The organism is Paraburkholderia sp. MM5496-R1, from assembly GCF_050436205.1.
Lineage (GTDB): Bacteria > Pseudomonadota > Gammaproteobacteria > Burkholderiales > Burkholderiaceae > Paraburkholderia > Paraburkholderia tuberum.
Genome location: NZ_JBNDLT010000003.1, coordinates 115579 through 131181, shown reverse-complemented (window position 1 = coordinate 131181; position 15603 = coordinate 115579). Strand labels below are relative to the sequence as shown.

The window sequence follows — 15603 nt, the reverse complement described above, 5'->3', positions numbered from 1 at the left end:
GCCATGGAAGATCCCAAGCCGCTACCTCAATTACCCGCCTCGCGCGCCAGCAAGATCGCTGCCGTCATCCTGATGGTCTTCCTGTTCGCGGGCCTGCTTTCCAATCTCAGGTTCGCGTCGACGACCGAATCGGTGTTGCCTCATGCCGTGACCCGGGCCGGCATTCTGGACGGTACGGTATCGAAAGAACTCGCCAATCGCATGGCCGATACGCCGATCGCCGCCGACGCGGCGCGCGCGCAGCGTGCGCTGGGCTGGCTGACGCTGCACGATCTGGGGCCGCGCGTGCGGCAGGGCTGCCCGGGCTGGTTGTTCCTGCGCGACGAACTCAGCGTGTATGCCGATAGCGACAGTCATCTCGCCACGCGCGCGGACACGGTGGCCGCCGTGCAGCGCGAGCTGGCGAGGCACGGTATCGCGTTGCTGGTCGCCGTGGTGCCCGACAAGTCGCGTATCGAGCCGCAACATCTGTGCAGTCTGTATCGTCCGGTTTCGTTGGGTGCGCGTCTCGCTGACTGGACCTCGCGTCTGACCGCTGACGGCGTGCAGGTGCTGGATCTAAGTGCGGCGCTGCGTGGCGCGCCGGGCGGCGCTTTTTTTCGGACTGACACGCACTGGACCGAGGACGGCGCGGGTGCCGCGGCGCAGGCCGTGGCGCAGCGCATCCGTGCGATGGGGGTCCCGCTGGGTTCGAGTAAGCCCGACTATCGCGTCACGGACACGCCTCCCGGCCGGCGGCCCGGCGATCTTGTGCGTCTGGCCGGCCTGGATGATTTGCCGCCGTCCTGGCAGCCGAGGCCTGAGATTGCGGCCAGCCGTGACTACATTCCTCAGGCTCAGGCGGCCGCGTCAGCCGACGATCTGTTCGGCGATGCCGATCTGCCTGGCATCGCCGTGATCGGCACTTCTTATTCGACGACGTCCGATTTCGTGCCTCAGCTCGCTTTGGCACTCGGAACAGGCGTGGGTAATTTCGCACGCGAGGGCGGCAAGTTCGGCGGCTCGGCGCGCGCCTATTTCGCGAGTCCGGCTTATGCTCAGACACCGCCCAGGCTCGTCGTTTGGGAATTGGACGAACGGGATCTGCAGTCGCCGCTCGAAGCGGAAGATACGGTCGTCGTGCCGAAATCCAGCGCCATAGACTCACGGACTCCGCATGTCGAAGCCAGCACACTTTAACTGCCATAGCTTGATGGCGATGATGCTAGGGGCGGGCGCGCTGCTATACGCCGATCTGCCCATGGCTGCGCCGCTGCCGGTGACCATTACGGTGGATGCCGCGGCCAACCGGCATCCAATCAGCCCGCTCATCTATGGCTTGAACTTCGGGACGGCGGAAATCCTGCGGGATCTGCGCGTGCCGATCAACCGCTCGGGCGGCAACACCGCTTCGGCTTACAACTGGCGGGTCGACGCTCACAACACGGGCCAGGACTGGTTTTTCGAAAGCCTGCCGACCGATCCAAAAGACATCTACCAATATAACGACCGTTTCGCGGCGCTTACCCGTGACGGACACGCTTTACCGATGCTGACCATCCCGATGATCGGCAGGGTAGCGCGACTCGATAAGGACGGTAAGCCGCTCGTCAGTTTTTCGGTCAACAGGTACGGCAAGCAGCAGAGTGTCGACGCTCACGGCTTGTCTGACGCGGGCAACGGCATCGCACCCGACGGCACCCCTATCAGGAACGACCCGGACGATGCTTCGTTGCTGGACGATCCGCAGAGCCAGCAGGAGCGCGTCAGGCAACTCATGCGTGGATCCGGTAGTGCCGGCCCGGACGGTGTGCATTACTACCTGATGGACAATGAGCCGAGTCTGTGGCAACTCAACCATCGCGACATGCATCCCATCGGCGCCCATGCCAGCGAGGTAGCGAACAAGGTGATCGCCTATTCGCACGCCGTGAAGGCGGCAGACCCGGGCGCGCGGGTCGTGGCGCCGGAAGAGTGGGGTTGGACCGGGTATCGCTTTAGCGGCTTCGATCAGCAGTACTTCGCCGCGCACGGTCAGGGCAATCCGCCGGACCGGGAAAACGAAACGCGAGGCATGGATTACGTCCCATGGCTGCTCACGCAATGGAAGCAGGCCGGCCGCCCTGTCGACGTTTTCAGCCTGCACTTTTACCCACAGGGCGGAGAATTCAAGGAAAACCAGAATGCGGCCACGGCTGAAACGCCTGCCATCGAACTCGCCCGTAACCGCTCCACGCGCGACCTGTGGGATACGAGCTACGAGGATCCGACCTGGATCAATAGCGTGGTGGCCCTGATTCCGTTGATGCGGCGGTGGGTCGACAGCTATTACTACGCGGGTACGCCGATCGCGCTGACGGAATACAGTTGGGGCGGCGATACGACCATGAACGGCGCCACGGCCCAGGCCGACGTGCTGGGCATCTTTGGCCGGGAAGGGTTGGACATTGCCACGCGCTGGGGCACATTGAATCGGGACATGCCGGTCTACAAGGCGATCAAGCTCTATCGCAACTACGATGGCCAGGGCTCGGGCTTCGGCACCACCAGCATCGCCGACACGCAGCCCGACCCGGATCGGGTCTCGTCCTTTGCCGCCGTGCGTGATCACGACCGCGTCATGACCATCGTGGTGATCAACAAGCAGCTTGATCAACCGGCTGACGCCACCATTGCGATCAACAACTTTGATGTGATTCAAGGCAAAGCCCAGACCTGGCAACTCATGGACAATGCCATATCCCGTCTGCACGACACCGACTATGCGAGCGGCCAATTGCACCTTACTCTGCCGCCGAAAACCGTAACCTTGCTGGTTTTGCACGGCGCGGGCCGGCAATGACTCCGTTACTCGCATGCTGGTGCGGGCCAATTCTGCGTGTTCGGCAAACGCTCAATGATCGTCCGCGACGCGGCACGCGTGATCGAGCAGTCCTTCGGCCGTGCCGCTGCCGCCTTCGATGTCGATGCCGCTGTTGACGATCAGCCAGCCATCCCGAGCCGCGGACGGTCCCGCGCCGGTAACCAGGATGGTTTGCGTGGCCATCGTCGCCGGATCAGGATTGTCGCGGGCGACGATCCGGAACGGGTTGTCGGCGCCGCTCAGCGAGTTCACCCGCATGATCCTGTAGCGCTCGCCATCGAGCGTCTGCCAACGCCACTCGCCGGGCGTATCGTGAGCGTGATCGGCGAGCGCGGCGCTGACTTCACGCCGCATGCAATCGATGTGGATATGCAGCTGGTTTTGCGAGCGACGAGATTCGGAGTTGATTTCGAGGCCGAGCTGATCGTCGGGCAACTCGCGTTTGACCGCTTGCTGCACGTAATGACGCGAATGCCACGCGTCACGCCAGTAGTCCTTCGCATCGGGCGCGACGATCAGCGGACTTTCGATGCCGGTGATGCGATCGGTCGGCATCAGCAGAAACTGCGAGCGGCCGAGAATGTCCTTCAGGACGACGTAGCGTTTGTCGAGATCGACGACCGTGCATTGACCCGGTGTGCCCGTGGCCTGCTGCGACGGCACGCAGCGGATGTCGACGATCTTCCACAGCGCGTTGGAATCGACCGTCGCGAGGCGCGCGCAGGCGCTGGCGGCGAAAGCGACCGCGAGCACGGCGCTCAAGTGAACGACGCGGCGTACGAGGCCGCGAGATGAGAGGGCGGTGGCGGGGTTCGTCATCGTCGCTTAGGGGGAGGTTCGTGCGGGCAAAGCGTCGGAATGCGGGCTGCAACGCGCAGGCATTAAAGCACAAACCTGATGGCGCGCACGTGAAACACGGGCTTCAAAGCACCGGCGCGGGCAACGTTCCCAGTACCTGTTCGAACGCGACACCGATGGCCAGCAGGCGCCTGTCCGAGCCGAGCGGTCCATCGAGTTCGAGGCCGACCGGCAGCCCGCTCGCGCTGATACCCGCCGGCAGCGACAGCCCCGGAATGCCGGATGTGCTGGCCGGGTCGGTATTACGCAGGAACGCTTCCATCGTATCGATTGGTGGACCGCCGTCGATCGTGACCGTCGACGAACCGTTCAGATCGTCGATCGGTACCGCGACGAGCCGCGTCGTCGGAAACAGCAACGCGTCGAGACCGGCATTCGCGAACGTCGCGGCGACGTAGTTCCGCAGCCGCGGTCGCCAGTAGTTGAGCGCCGCCGAGTAGTGCGAGCCGAGCACGTCGGCGAGCACGTCGTCGTAGATCGCGCGCACATCCGGGCTCGCGATGCGCACGGCCAGTGCGGCGACGGTTTGCACCGGCGCCCGATTCGCGACCAACCACGCGAGCACGTCGTCGCGCGCTTCGTGAATGGCGAGCGGAGCGCCGACCATCCCGTTCAGATACTCCAACTCACTCATCGCGACCGGCACGAACGTGACGCCCGCCGCTTCGAGCTTTTGCAGTGCGGCGCGCGCGACGTCCTCGACCTGTCGCTCGAGAGCATCCCACAGCGGCGCGGGCAAGCCGATGCGCAAGCCATCGAGCGCAATCGCAGGCAACGCGCCGTCGCCGGTGATCACGCCGTCGAGCAGCGCCAGGTCGGCGACGCTGCGTGCCATCGGCCCGACGGTATCGCGCGTATGGCTGATCGGCACCACCGCGTTGGGGTCGTGATAGCGCCGCTCGGCACCGCCATTGCCGACCGATGGACGCAAGCCCGCGGTGCCGGTCAGCGCGGCCGGGATGCGGGTCGAGCCGCCGGTGTCGGTGCCGAGTCCGGCGGGCGCGATGCGCGCGGCGATCGCCACCGCGGTGCCGCCCGACGAGCCGCCGGGTATCAGCGACGGATCGTACGGATTGCGCACCGGCCCCGCGTGCGCGGACAGGTTGGTACTCGTGATGCCGAACGCGAGTTCGTGCATGTTGGCCTTGCCGAGCACGATCGCGCCCGCGTCGAGGAGGCGTTGCACCGATGGGGCGTTGGTGTTCGGCACGAAGCCCGCGAGCGCGGGCGTGCCGGCCGTCGTCGGTAGACCTGCGGTGTTGATGTTGTCCTTGACGACGATCGGCAAACCGGCGAGCGGCAGACGTGCCCGCTCAGCCGGCGGCAATGCGTCGATGCGCTGCGCCGCCGCGAGCGCGCCGTGGAAGTCGAGCGTGGTGAGCGCATTCAGGTGCGTGAGCGCGGCGGCGCGCGCGAGCAGGGTGGCGACGTAGTCGGCGGCTTTGAGGCGGCCCGATTGCAGCGCCTCGACCGCTTGTGTCGCGCTGAGCGCGAGCTGTGCGTCGACGGTCCATGTCATGACCGGCGTCTCCGTATCGATGGGTGCGTCGCGGGCGGCGCGAGTTTCGACTGCATCCGTCGAAGGAGCGGACAGGTCACGCGGGCGGACAGCGAACGCAAGGGTTCACCTATTCTGGCACATCCGCCTGAAACCCGATGCCGGGCGATGCGCAACGCGTGTCGCGCTCGCTGTCATCGATATCGATGCGCTCCGGGATCGCCTTATTGGTGATTATCGATCCACATACGCCCCCAGTCCGACGCGTAGGCGAGCGCATGCTCTTCGTCGAAGAAGTAGTCGAGCGCGTCGAACGAATAAGCCTTGCGCGTATTCTCGTCGCGCTGCTCGATCGTCAGATTGGCGGCGAATAATCCGTTGGGGAGCAGTTGCGTTGCCGCTTCGACCTCGTAGCCCTTGTAGCGGATGTGTGAGTTCATGATCTTGACTTGTCTGTGTGCCCGCGAATGTCGTGCGGAATACCAATGCGTGCGGCGCGGCCCTGTCGTTGCCATAGGTGAGTGAAGCGGCGGGCAGGTCAAGCGTAGGGCGCGCTCTGCAGCGGTTGAACCAATCTTTCGTCGAAAGCAAACCAGCGCGGGGCCGCAGTGGTAATCAGAAGCCCGGATTGGATCGAAGTCGCTGTGTCCGGTGACTCTATTCGCGTGGAGGCGCGGTGTCTGTTATGTGGCGCACGGTCGCTCGGCGCAAAGCGTGGCGCCGCGCGCGATTGCGGCGGCGTCACGGTGCCTGGGGGAGTATTCAGACCGGGTGCAGGACGCGCGCGGGACGACCGTCAGTGGCGATGGAGGTGGCGGGGCTCGGTGCGCCGGCCAGGCTCGCAGTCGCATGGCTCGACGCGGCGGGCGTGCCGTGCGCACGCTGTGCATTGAACGCGAGCGCGAACTGCGCGGCCTGCTGGCCGACGGTCGCGAGTTGCTCGATCACCTTCGGATCGGAGCAGCTGTCCGCGCTATCGAAGCGCGTCTCCAGCGTGTTGATGCCGGCACCGAACGGCGTCGGCCAGCCACGCAGTGCATGCACGATCGAGCGAAGCGACGTCAGCACGGAGCCCGCCGCCTGCCAGCCGTAGGCGGTGACGATGCAGCCCACCGCGCGGCCATCCAGATACGGGCGCTCGTCGGCGCGCAATTCCTCGAGCGTGTCGAGTGCGTTTTTCACGAGCCCGGACACGCCGCCGTGATAGCCGGGTGTCGCGATGATCACCGCGTCCGCGCGACGCACCGCCTCGATCAGCTCGAGTTGTTCGTCGGTGCGGGCCGGCTGTTCTGGCGCATAGTGTGGCAGGCTATGCAGAAAAGTGCCGCCGAACAGGCGGGTATGGGCGCCCGCGGCTTCGGCGCCGCGCAACGCGAAGGCGAGCGCGCGCTCGGTCGACGAGGCCGCGCGCGTCGTACCGCCAATACCGACGACGAGCGGCGGGCGGAAATGATCGGATCTGCTCAACGAAATGCTCCTTCGATTGCGGTTCACGGTGCGGTTTATGCGGAACTCATGCAGCGCTAGCAACGCACGTGCATGGCCGCGAACGGACCGGCCGGAGCGAACCGGACTTTGAAGCGTCATCTTAATGAGCGGCCGCCGCGCGGCTAAGGACTTTTTGTTCTAACGATATAACCATGCATGAGCAGGTCGCCGAGCCGCTTTGCAATGCACGTGAGCGCGCGGCCGATAAGCATATGGCGAACCGTTGGTTGGGCGCGTGCGGGTCTGACGATAAGATGGGCTCGTCTCCTCCATGACATCTCCTTAGACATGGGACTCGGTCTCGCTACGCAAGTGGTGGGGCCTTTTTTTCGTGGGCCGTTGGAGGACGATCTGCCGCCGTGCCATCGCGGCAATGCCGGCATGCGCGTGCTTGCGTGGAGGCCGGGTCACGATGACGCCGCTTTGAGCATGCTACGATGCCCGCAGTGATTTTTCGCGAGATCGAGTCCAGCATGGCAACCCTGTATGAGACGCTCGGCGTGCCCGCGCACGCCACCGACGACGAAATCAAGCGGGCCTACCGGAAAGCCGCGATGAAGTGGCATCCGGACCGCAACCACGGTGCCGAGGAAGTGGCGCGCGCGGCGTTCCAGGAAATCAAGGACGCGTACGCGATCCTGTCCGATGCCGAGCAGCGCAACGTCTACGACGCGGTCTACACCGAGCAGATGCGCGAGTGGGAGGCGCAGCACACGCGTCGGCAACGCGCGCAGGCGAAGCGCGAGGCAGCGGCGCGCGCGGCCGACGAAGCCGCGTATGCCGAGATGGTGTCGATCGCGATCCGCTTCGCCGACCAGGGCCACAATCGCGACGTGCTGTTCGGCGTGCTGCTCGGGCGGCAATGCGAACCGCAGCGCGCCGCGCAGATCGCCGACAGCGTCGCGGCGTTGCAGGCCGCGCGCCGCGACGAGGCGGACGCCGCGCAAAACGCCCAGCGCGCGGGAAAGACCGCGAAGAGCGCGCAAGCGGCGCAAGCCGAGGCGTCCGAGCCCGAACTGGCGGACCGCGCGCAAGACACCGGCGCGGCCTCGCAAACCGCCCCTCACGACACGCAGCCTTCCAGACGCGAGAACCATGCGAAGCGCGACGAAACCGTCAGCGACATGCATCCGGCCGGCGCGCTCGGCAACCTGTGGTTTCAGTTCCTCAACAGCCTGAAGTTCTGACCCGCCGCCGACGGCGACCGGGCCAGGCCCATCGTGCCGGACCGGCGGGCCGGCGGCAGCGTCGGTTGATCTGGCAAATATTGACAGGGTGCTGAAACAGTGGGCCGGACACTGGTACACTGCCGATCGTTCGCAAAGTTGTGCTCTGTGCCCGTGAGTCGAGATACCTGGTGCGAATCCCGAGGCGCAAATAATAAAGACGCCGTTGTGTCACGGGGGCGCAAGACTGGAGCGGCACAATTCCGCCCAGAGGCCAATAAAAAACATCGGTACGGGGTAAGCGTGTCCAGAAAATATAAGGTGTTGTTTCTCTGCCGCGATAATTCGATCCGCAGCATCATTGCCGAAGCTTTACTGCGCGAACTGGCGGGGCACCGGTTCGACGCGTTCAGCGCGGGCCCCGAACCGGCCGCGCGCCTTCATCCACTCGCGGTCGCGCAATTGCGGCCCGGCATTTCCGGGCGCGCGGTGCTGAGCCCTAAAAGCTGGCTCGAATTCACCGGCGAATGGGCGCCGCGCATGGACATCGTGATCGCGCTCGACGAATTCGTCGGCGGACTGCACGCGCCGGTATTTCCCGGCGCACCGGCGTTCGTCTATTGGACCATTACCGATCCGCTCGCGGGCGGCCACGGGTCCGCTGACGAGCAGGCCTGTCTTTTCGACAAGACCTTCTGGCAGATCGTCCGGCAGGTCAGCGCGCTTATCGAGCTGCCGCAATATGCGCAGCCTGCCTCGAATCACGCGAATCTCGTCGATGCGGCGAATGCCGCCAATGCGGGGAATACCGCCAATGCGGGGAATACGGTGAATGCCGTCAATGTGGCAAGCGGTGGCGCAAAACCGGTGCGTGGCACGGCGGTTCGTTTCGAAGCCGCAGCCATTGTGCCCGCGCCTTCGAGCGCGGCTGCCTGCACCTAGCGGTTATTCGGGCGCCCGAGCCGCGTGCCGGCGAACGGGTCATTCGACCAGTCCACCTGTTTTTTCGGTTGGGGCGTGGGCGCCGGTTTTGCGGCCAATTCGAAATGCTCAATGCTCTGGCCGGCACTAATAGCCTGCTTCAACCATTGCGGCATTTCGCCATTGCCGTCCCAGCTGTCTCCGGTCGCATTGCGATAGCGCTCAGCCTTTTTGGCCAATGACTCGGTCGCCAGCGCTGCGGCAAGGTCTTCTGGTCTGATACCAAACTCTTCCATACGATGGCGGAGATAGGCAATCATGCTATCTCGCTTCCTTTCGTCCATAGGATATTCGTCCTTCTAAAACGTGCAGCGTGCTGTCGAAGACAGATTGCGGGGAAAAAGCTGCGAAGCGTCGAGCCCGACTGAATGGGGCCGCCCCGCGGTGGGGTTGTCGATTGACGGAAATGCCATGTGCCGGGTTAAAAAACGTTGCTCCCTGAATTGCAATACGGCCTCGGACAAAGACGGCCGCTGGAACAACCGACCCTCGAACCGAGAGTCTCGATCAGCAAATATTTCAGCATGTCGCAACGCGACGAACGAGGCCGGTAAGCCTGACGTTCGCTATGAAAAACTCTGTGTCTCGATGCAATGATTGCGAATGGATGGAGTCATTCCACGCTGTCCGTCTTTCACCGGACTTTCGTCGATGTGCGGGTTCGCTTTTTGTGCGTTGTAGCAACATGATAGCGCAATGCGCGAGCAAAGCACGCTTAGTTCACGTTGAATTTGTCGGTGAATGCGGTTTATCGAACGGTGTGGACGATTGGCGACACTGCTGGAAGCTCCTGGATTGAATTCCGGGGTGCGCGAACTATAAAAGAAGGACGACAAGCTGCGAATGCAGACTTACAGCCGCCTTGTGCGCGCCGATTCCGCCGACGCTCCGGAACGCGTCGAGTATCGGGTGCAAGCGCGGTAATTCTTCATCTGTTTAGTTCGGTGACCCGTCGCAGCAGTAGCGCATTGGCATCGCTCCGTTCCTCGGCCCGATTGGGCAGGTTGGCTGTTCGCGGATCAATTCTTGTGGAGGACGAACACTGCTGCGCCGGATTCGAGGAGTCCGGAAATGAGAGTACGTATATTGATGATTGCCGCGACCGCCGTTCTGTTTCTCGCGCCGAGAACGGCCATCGCCGAGGAGTTGAGCGGCCAGGCGGAGCACGCCGTGTCGGGTCGCGCGATGATGGAGCACGATGCGGACGAATCGGCGCAGGCGACGACCGACATGTCGTTCGGTCAGAACTGGGACCCGCGTGAGCAGGGCATACGCAACGCGTCGTATGGTGGTGTTCCGGCGGGCGAGTCGCAAGCGGGAGGCCGGCGCAGCCAGTCATGCTCGTTCAGCACGGAGTGCAAGACTTATTTCGGTCAATGACCAGAGTTCGCGAGCGGCAGCGGGGCGCCAGGAACGACCCCGGATCGCGAGGCAACGAACAGGTGCCGAGCGCTGCCGCCGCCGCCTTTCACGCGCTTGATCGCAAGCGCATGCCATTTCACGCGAATGCCAATCCCCGCTGGGCCTCAGCGCAGCGCTCGCCGAGGCGAGCGACGATATCGTCGACGCCGCGCGCCGCGTCGTTTTCCGCCGCTTCGTAGTAACCGCGGAACTCCTCGAGCAGAGCGCGCCATGAGCCATGCCAGCGCGTTTCTCTTAGACAGGCGCCGGACGAATCGGCAATACGCAATACGCCGTTGTCCGGATAGAACGTCAGCGTGACGAGGAGGCCGTCGATGACGCAGGCGGCGGTGCAGGGGCGAGTCGTGACCATGTGTGGTGTCCTTCGATAAACAATGTGTGTGCGTTAGACGGTGACGCGAGCTTTAGCAAACGCTGTGCCTGTGATGCCCATATGACCGTGGCCATCGGCTCAAGCGTCTTTCTCGTTGCCTTGACGGCAAAATTCGCTCGATCAATAACCCGTTTTCGCAGTATTCCAATGATTGACGACATTTTTTTGTATTTGTCGCGCAGCGATGCGTAATCGCTTCAGTATCATCCATTAAGGGTTTGTGCGGAGTCGTTCGGCGATTGCCAATCTGCCGCGCGCCCACCGCTTTTCAATGCATATCGAATGCGCCGATTCGACGGTTGTCAGGCAACCGGACAGAGTCAGAGCGAGGACGGCGTCGCCGGGCATCTGAGCTCAGCGAATTGCAGCGATCATATTTTTATGGCAAATGAATCGCCCACCGTCATAAAGGATTTGACGCGGCAAACCCGATTAATCAGGAATGGCGATGCGCAGCCACTTGCCTTGCCATTCCTTTGCGCGTTTGCTAGCATCCCCGAAACCGTTTGAAATAGTCATAACGTTTGGCAATTTCCGGACCCGCTCACGTTGGGTCGCCCGGTAGTCCATCTCGTTGCGAGGAATATGTTATGGCTAGCTCTCTACCCCTCCGCTGACGCTCGCGGGAACGCATGCGCAAAGCCGCGCGGCTCCTTGCGCAAGCTCATCCGCCACGACTCGCATACCGATTGCATCGCATGGAGAAGCACGCGCTTTTCGCGATTGGCTCTCCAGGACGAATCGACGCATTAGAAAGGAACCGCCATTGGTTTCAAAAAGTGTAACCCCGTCCGCTAAAAGCGATTAATAGTCCGTTTTTCTTTTTATTCGAAGCGAGTGCACCTGCCGGTGCTAAGCGTAGTACGCGATCCGCGACAAAACATTTGCCGTAACATCGACGCAATCAAAAGGAGCATTTCATGGCTTGTAATTCAACGGACTCCGGGCTCATGCAGGTGAAGGCAATCGCGGTTGCGTTGGTGGTTTGCGTCGCCGCGGCGGGTCCGGCGCTGGCACAGGACAACGCGGCCGCGTCCGCGCCGGAACAGCGGGCAATTGGCGCCGCCGCGCTGCTGCACGTTCAGGCGCGCGTCGTCGCGATCGATCCCGCGACGAACAGCGTGACGCTGCGCGGCCCGCAAGGCGGCGAGGAAACTTTCGACGTGAATCCGCAAGCCGCCGACGTCAGCAAGCTGCATGTCGGCGACGTCGTGACGATTGCGTACAAGAAGGCGGTGCTGGTCGGCGTCGACAAACTCGCGCCGAACGGAATCCGCCAGCGCATCGATACCGAAGTCACACAGCCTGCGGCCAACGGTGTCGTTGCATCGGCGCGGCGCATCGAGGTCGTCGCGACGGTGCGCAAGATCGATCGCAAGAAGCGCACGATCACGCTGCGCGGGCCGTCGCGCACGGAAACGCTCGACGTGGCGCCGGACATTGCGCTCGAGAAACTGAAGGTCGGCGATTCGGTGCGCGCGGTGTTCGTCTCGGCCATCGCGGCGTCGGTGTCGCGCAATGGCGCGGACGTCAAATAACGGCGATCGAGAAGGCTTAAATAAACTACGCTGAAGCGTATCGAGGTGCGCGGCGTCGAACCGCAACCGGCGGTTCGACGTCGCGCCGGCCATTGCGGCTCAGGTTTCACGATGGTCATCGCGTCGCGCGCGAAGGAGCGGGGAATGGAACAGAGCGAAACGGAAACCACTGCCGAATCGGAGCGCAAACGGCTGGTCCGCAGCAAGATACACGTGGGCCTCGCGGCGCTCGGCACGTTGTCGTCGGTGTTCGGGATCGGCATAGCGATCATCGGCGGGATCAACTTCGACCAGACCAAGGTGCTGGTCGGCGTCGGCATCATCGTCGTGTCGACCATTCTGTATGTCTCGATGCTTTTCGTCGCTGCCGATGATTAGCCGCTTCGCTTCCCTTTAGCGCTCGCTCCCGCTGCCGATCCACTTTTGCTATCGCCCCCTCCAATAGTCGAATTGTTGGCGCATCGCACCGCCCGTATATTGACCGCAGCGATATACAACAACTCGATGGCACGCCGCACGGCGGCCTACAGGAGCACAGCAATGAATCGGATCGATCTGGAGGGGCGCACGGTCGTCATCACCGGCGGCGCGCGTGGCATCGGCTACGCGGTCGCGCAGCGGGCGTTGCGCTCGGGCGCGTCGGTCGCGTTGTGGGACGTCGATAGCGAACGGCTCGCGCGCAGCCAGCGCGAGCTGAGCGAACTCGGTAAGGTCAGCGCCATCACGGTCGAGCTGACCGACGACGCCGCGGTTCAGCAGGCCACCGCGCAAACGGTCGCCGGGCACGGCTCGATCGACGTGCTGATCAACTGCGCGGGCATCACCGGCGGCAACGGCACGACCTGGGAGCTTGCGCCCGACATGTGGCGCCGCGTGATCGACGTGAATCTGATCGGCCCGTACCTGACCTGCCGCGCGGTCGTGCCGCAGATGCTGAAGCAGGGCTACGGCCGCATCGTCAATATCGCGTCGGTGGCGGGCAAGGAGGGCAATCCGAATGCTTCGCACTACAGCGCATCGAAAGCGGGGTTGATCGGGCTCACCAAGTCGCTCGGCAAGGAACTCGCGACCAGAAACATCCTCGTCAATGCGGTCACGCCGGCCGCGGCCAAGACCGAAATCTTCGATTCGATGTCGCAGCAGCACATCGACTACATGCTGTCGAAGATTCCGATGAACCGTTTCCTGCTGCCGGAAGAAGCGGCGTCGCTGATCCTGTGGCTGTCTTCCGAAGACTGCGCGTTCAGCACCGGCTCGGTATTCGACCTGTCGGGCGGCCGCGCCACCTATTGAGCGCGCTGCTCGCGCATTGCTCACGCAGTGCTCACGCAGTGCTCACGTCCGGCAGCGTATTGCACACGCGTCGAACGCGCGTTGTCGAGCCGCTTCCACGCCTCTCTCACGGAGCCCTTTCATGGCCATGCCTACCATCCGGCACGTGCGTGCCTTCATCGTTCGCGGCGGCGGCGCGGACTATCACGACCAGGCCGGCGGACACTGGATCGACGATCACATCGCGACGCCGATGGCGCGTTATCCCGAGTACCGCCAGAGCCGCCAGTCGTTCGGCATCAATGTGCTCGGCACGCTGGTCGTCGAGATCGAAGCGAGCGACGGCACCGTGGGCTTCGCGGTGACGACCGGCGGCGAGATCGGCGCGTTCATCGTCGAGAAGCATCTCGCGCGTTTTCTCGAAGGGCAACTGGTGACCGACATCGAGAAGATGTGGGATCAGATGTACTTCGCGACGCTGTACTACGGGCGCAAGGGCGTCGTGCTGAACACGATTTCCGGTGTCGATCTCGCGCTGTGGGATCTGCTCGCGAAGGTTCGCAAGGAGCCCGTGTATCAGCTATTGGGCGGCCCGGTGCGCGACGAGCTGGTGTTCTATGCGACCGGCGCGCGGCCCGATCTCGCGAAGGAGATGGGCTTCATCGGCGGCAAGCTGCCGTTGCAGCATGGTCCCGCGGAAGGCGAAGACGGACTCAGGCAAAACCTCGACAAGCTCGCCGACATGCGCTCGCGCGTCGGCGACGACTTCTGGCTGATGTACGACTGCTGGATGAGCCTCGACCTGCGCTACGCGACGCGGCTCGCGCAAGGCGCGCACCAATACGGCCTCAAATGGGTCGAGGAATGTCTTCCTCCCGACGATTACTGGGGTTACGCCGAACTGCGCCGCAACGTGCCACGCGGCATGATGGTGTCGACCGGCGAGCACGAGGCGACGCGCTGGGGCTTCCGGATGCTGCTGGAGATGCAGTGCTGCGATCTGATCCAGCCCGACGTCGGCTGGTGCGGCGGCATCACCGAGCTGATCAAGATTTCCGCGCTCGCCGATGCGCACAACGTGATGGTGGTGCCGCATGGGTCGTCGGTGTACAGCTATCACTTCGTCGTCACGCGCCATAACTCGCCGTTCTCCGAGTTTCTGATGATGGCGCCGAAAGCCGACGAAGTCGTGCCGATGTTCCACCCGCTGCTGCTCGGCGAGCCGGTGCCGGTGAACGGGCGCATGAAGGTGCCGGACACGCCGGGCTTTGGCGTGCGGCTCAATCCGGAGTGCGCGCTGGTGCGGCCTTATCAGCATTGAACGTGTCGAACGTTTTGAAGCTGTGCCGAACGGCGAACCCGCCGCAAAGGAGATTAGGGTGCTGCTCAAGGACAAAGTCGTGATCGTCACCGGCGGCTCGCGCGGCATCGGACGCGCGATCGCGGTGGCCTGCGCGCGCGAAGGCGCGGACGTGGCGATCAACTACTGGGGCGACAACGACGCATCGTATGGCCGGCGCTCGGCGGTCGAGGAAGTCGTCGGCGAAATCGAGGCGTTGGGGCGGCGCGCGATCGCGGTGGAAGGCAACGTCGCGGCGCGCGACACCGGCCAGGAGCTGGTGCGACGGACGCTCGACGCGTTCGGCAAGCTCGACGTGCTCGCGAGCAATGCCGGCATCTGCCCGTTTCACGCGTTTCTCGACATGCCGGCGGACGTGCTCGAATCGACGGTCGCGGTCAATCTGAACGGCGCGTTCTTCGTCACGCAGGCTGCCGCGCAGCAGATGAAAAAGCAGGGCACTGGCGGCGCGATCGTCGCGACGAGTTCGATCAGCGCGTTGGTGGGCGGCGGCATGCAAACGCATTACACGCCGACCAAGGCCGGCGTGCATTCGCTGATGCAGTCGTGCGCGATTGCGTTGGGGCCGTTCGGCATCCGCTGCAACTCTGTCATGCCGGGCACGATCGCGACCGATCTGAACGCCGAAGATCTCGCCGACGAAGCGAAGAAGGCCTACTTCGAAAAGCGCATTCCGCTCGGCCGCCTCGGGCGTCCCGACGACGTCGCCGATTGCGTCGTGTTTCTCGCCTCGGACCGCGCGCGCTATGTGACGGGCGCCGCGCTGCTCGTCGACGGCGGCCTGTTCGTGAACCTGCAATAAGCG

General features: G+C 63.6%; 16 protein-coding genes. 10 read left to right on the top strand and 6 right to left on the bottom strand.

What is annotated here, in order from left to right:
- Positions 1–3: 3 nt before the first annotated feature.
- A complete protein-coding gene (locus OKW38_RS26815) occupies positions 4–1179 on the top strand; it encodes an alginate O-acetyltransferase AlgX-related protein (RefSeq protein ID WP_429363965.1) in 1176 nt (391 codons plus the stop codon).
- The gene (locus OKW38_RS26810) at positions 1157–2821 is read left to right on the top strand and encodes a glycoside hydrolase family 44 protein (protein WP_429363963.1); all 1665 of its coding nucleotides are present in this window, start codon (positions 1157–1159) and stop codon (positions 2819–2821) included. The genes OKW38_RS26815 and OKW38_RS26810 overlap by 23 nt, the downstream gene beginning before the upstream one ends.
- Positions 2822–2872: 51 nt before the next feature.
- Here the strand turns inward: OKW38_RS26810 and OKW38_RS26805 are convergent, their stop codons facing one another.
- From OKW38_RS26805 to OKW38_RS26790, 4 genes are all read right to left on the bottom strand, one after another.
- Positions 2873–3661 (bottom strand): CDP-diacylglycerol diphosphatase, encoded by a 789-nt coding sequence (locus OKW38_RS26805; RefSeq protein ID WP_429363961.1) that lies wholly within the window; start codon positions 3659–3661, stop codon positions 2873–2875.
- 103 nt (positions 3662–3764) lie between these two features.
- Complete coding sequence (gene iaaH / locus OKW38_RS26800; protein WP_429363959.1) at positions 3765–5219, bottom strand: indoleacetamide hydrolase; 1455 nt, start codon at positions 5217–5219, stop codon at positions 3765–3767.
- 203 nt (positions 5220–5422) lie between these two features.
- Positions 5423–5638, bottom strand: a complete 216-nt coding sequence (locus tag OKW38_RS26795; RefSeq protein WP_008917353.1) for a hypothetical protein — start codon at positions 5636–5638, stop codon at positions 5423–5425.
- A gap of 322 nt (positions 5639–5960) precedes the next feature.
- Positions 5961–6785, bottom strand: a complete 825-nt coding sequence (locus OKW38_RS26790; protein ID WP_429363957.1) for an NADPH-dependent FMN reductase — start codon at positions 6783–6785, stop codon at positions 5961–5963.
- A 374-nt stretch (positions 6786–7159) separates the two neighbouring features.
- Between OKW38_RS26790 and OKW38_RS26785 the strand changes: the two genes are divergently transcribed.
- Together OKW38_RS26785 and OKW38_RS26780 are read left to right on the top strand one after the other, a co-directional pair.
- Complete coding sequence (locus OKW38_RS26785; protein ID WP_429363955.1) at positions 7160–7873, top strand: J domain-containing protein; 714 nt, start codon at positions 7160–7162, stop codon at positions 7871–7873.
- Positions 7874–7972: 99 nt separating this feature from the next.
- On the top strand, positions 7973–8794 hold the full coding sequence (locus OKW38_RS26780; RefSeq protein WP_429363953.1) for an arsenate reductase ArsC: 822 nt from the start codon (positions 7973–7975) through the stop codon (positions 8792–8794).
- Here the strand turns inward: OKW38_RS26780 and OKW38_RS26775 are convergent.
- Positions 8791–9117 (bottom strand): H-NS family nucleoid-associated regulatory protein, encoded by a 327-nt coding sequence (locus OKW38_RS26775; protein ID WP_429363951.1) that lies wholly within the window; start codon positions 9115–9117, stop codon positions 8791–8793. The genes OKW38_RS26780 and OKW38_RS26775 overlap by 4 nt on opposite strands.
- Positions 9118–9904: 787 nt before the next feature.
- On the opposite strand from OKW38_RS26775, the gene OKW38_RS26770 reads away from it, so the two are divergent.
- Positions 9905–10213, top strand: coding sequence for a hypothetical protein (locus OKW38_RS26770; protein WP_167368698.1), 309 nt, complete (start codon positions 9905–9907; stop codon positions 10211–10213).
- A 118-nt stretch (positions 10214–10331) separates the two neighbouring features.
- On the opposite strand, the gene OKW38_RS26765 is transcribed toward OKW38_RS26770, so the two are convergent.
- The gene (locus OKW38_RS26765; RefSeq protein WP_429363949.1) at positions 10332–10607 is read right to left on the bottom strand and encodes a hypothetical protein; all 276 of its coding nucleotides are present in this window, start codon (positions 10605–10607) and stop codon (positions 10332–10334) included.
- Positions 10608–11548: 941 nt separating this feature from the next.
- Between OKW38_RS26765 and OKW38_RS26760 the strand changes: the two genes are divergently transcribed.
- The 5 genes from OKW38_RS26760 (at position 11549) to OKW38_RS26740 (ending at position 15600) form a co-directional block, all read left to right on the top strand.
- On the top strand, positions 11549–12166 hold the full coding sequence (locus tag OKW38_RS26760) for a copper-binding protein (protein ID WP_090806574.1): 618 nt from the start codon (positions 11549–11551) through the stop codon (positions 12164–12166).
- A gap of 144 nt (positions 12167–12310) precedes the next feature.
- Positions 12311–12544, top strand: coding sequence for a hypothetical protein (locus tag OKW38_RS26755; protein WP_429333683.1), 234 nt, complete (start codon positions 12311–12313; stop codon positions 12542–12544).
- Between the two features lie 162 nt (positions 12545–12706).
- On the top strand, positions 12707–13459 hold the full coding sequence (locus tag OKW38_RS26750) for an SDR family NAD(P)-dependent oxidoreductase (protein WP_090810144.1): 753 nt from the start codon (positions 12707–12709) through the stop codon (positions 13457–13459).
- A 121-nt stretch (positions 13460–13580) separates the two neighbouring features.
- The gene (gene rhmD, locus OKW38_RS26745) at positions 13581–14759 is read left to right on the top strand and encodes an L-rhamnonate dehydratase (RefSeq protein ID WP_429363947.1); all 1179 of its coding nucleotides are present in this window, start codon (positions 13581–13583) and stop codon (positions 14757–14759) included.
- 58 nt (positions 14760–14817) lie between these two features.
- The gene (locus OKW38_RS26740; protein WP_184011280.1) at positions 14818–15600 is read left to right on the top strand and encodes an SDR family NAD(P)-dependent oxidoreductase; all 783 of its coding nucleotides are present in this window, start codon (positions 14818–14820) and stop codon (positions 15598–15600) included.
- The last annotated feature ends 3 nt before the right edge of the window (positions 15601–15603 follow it).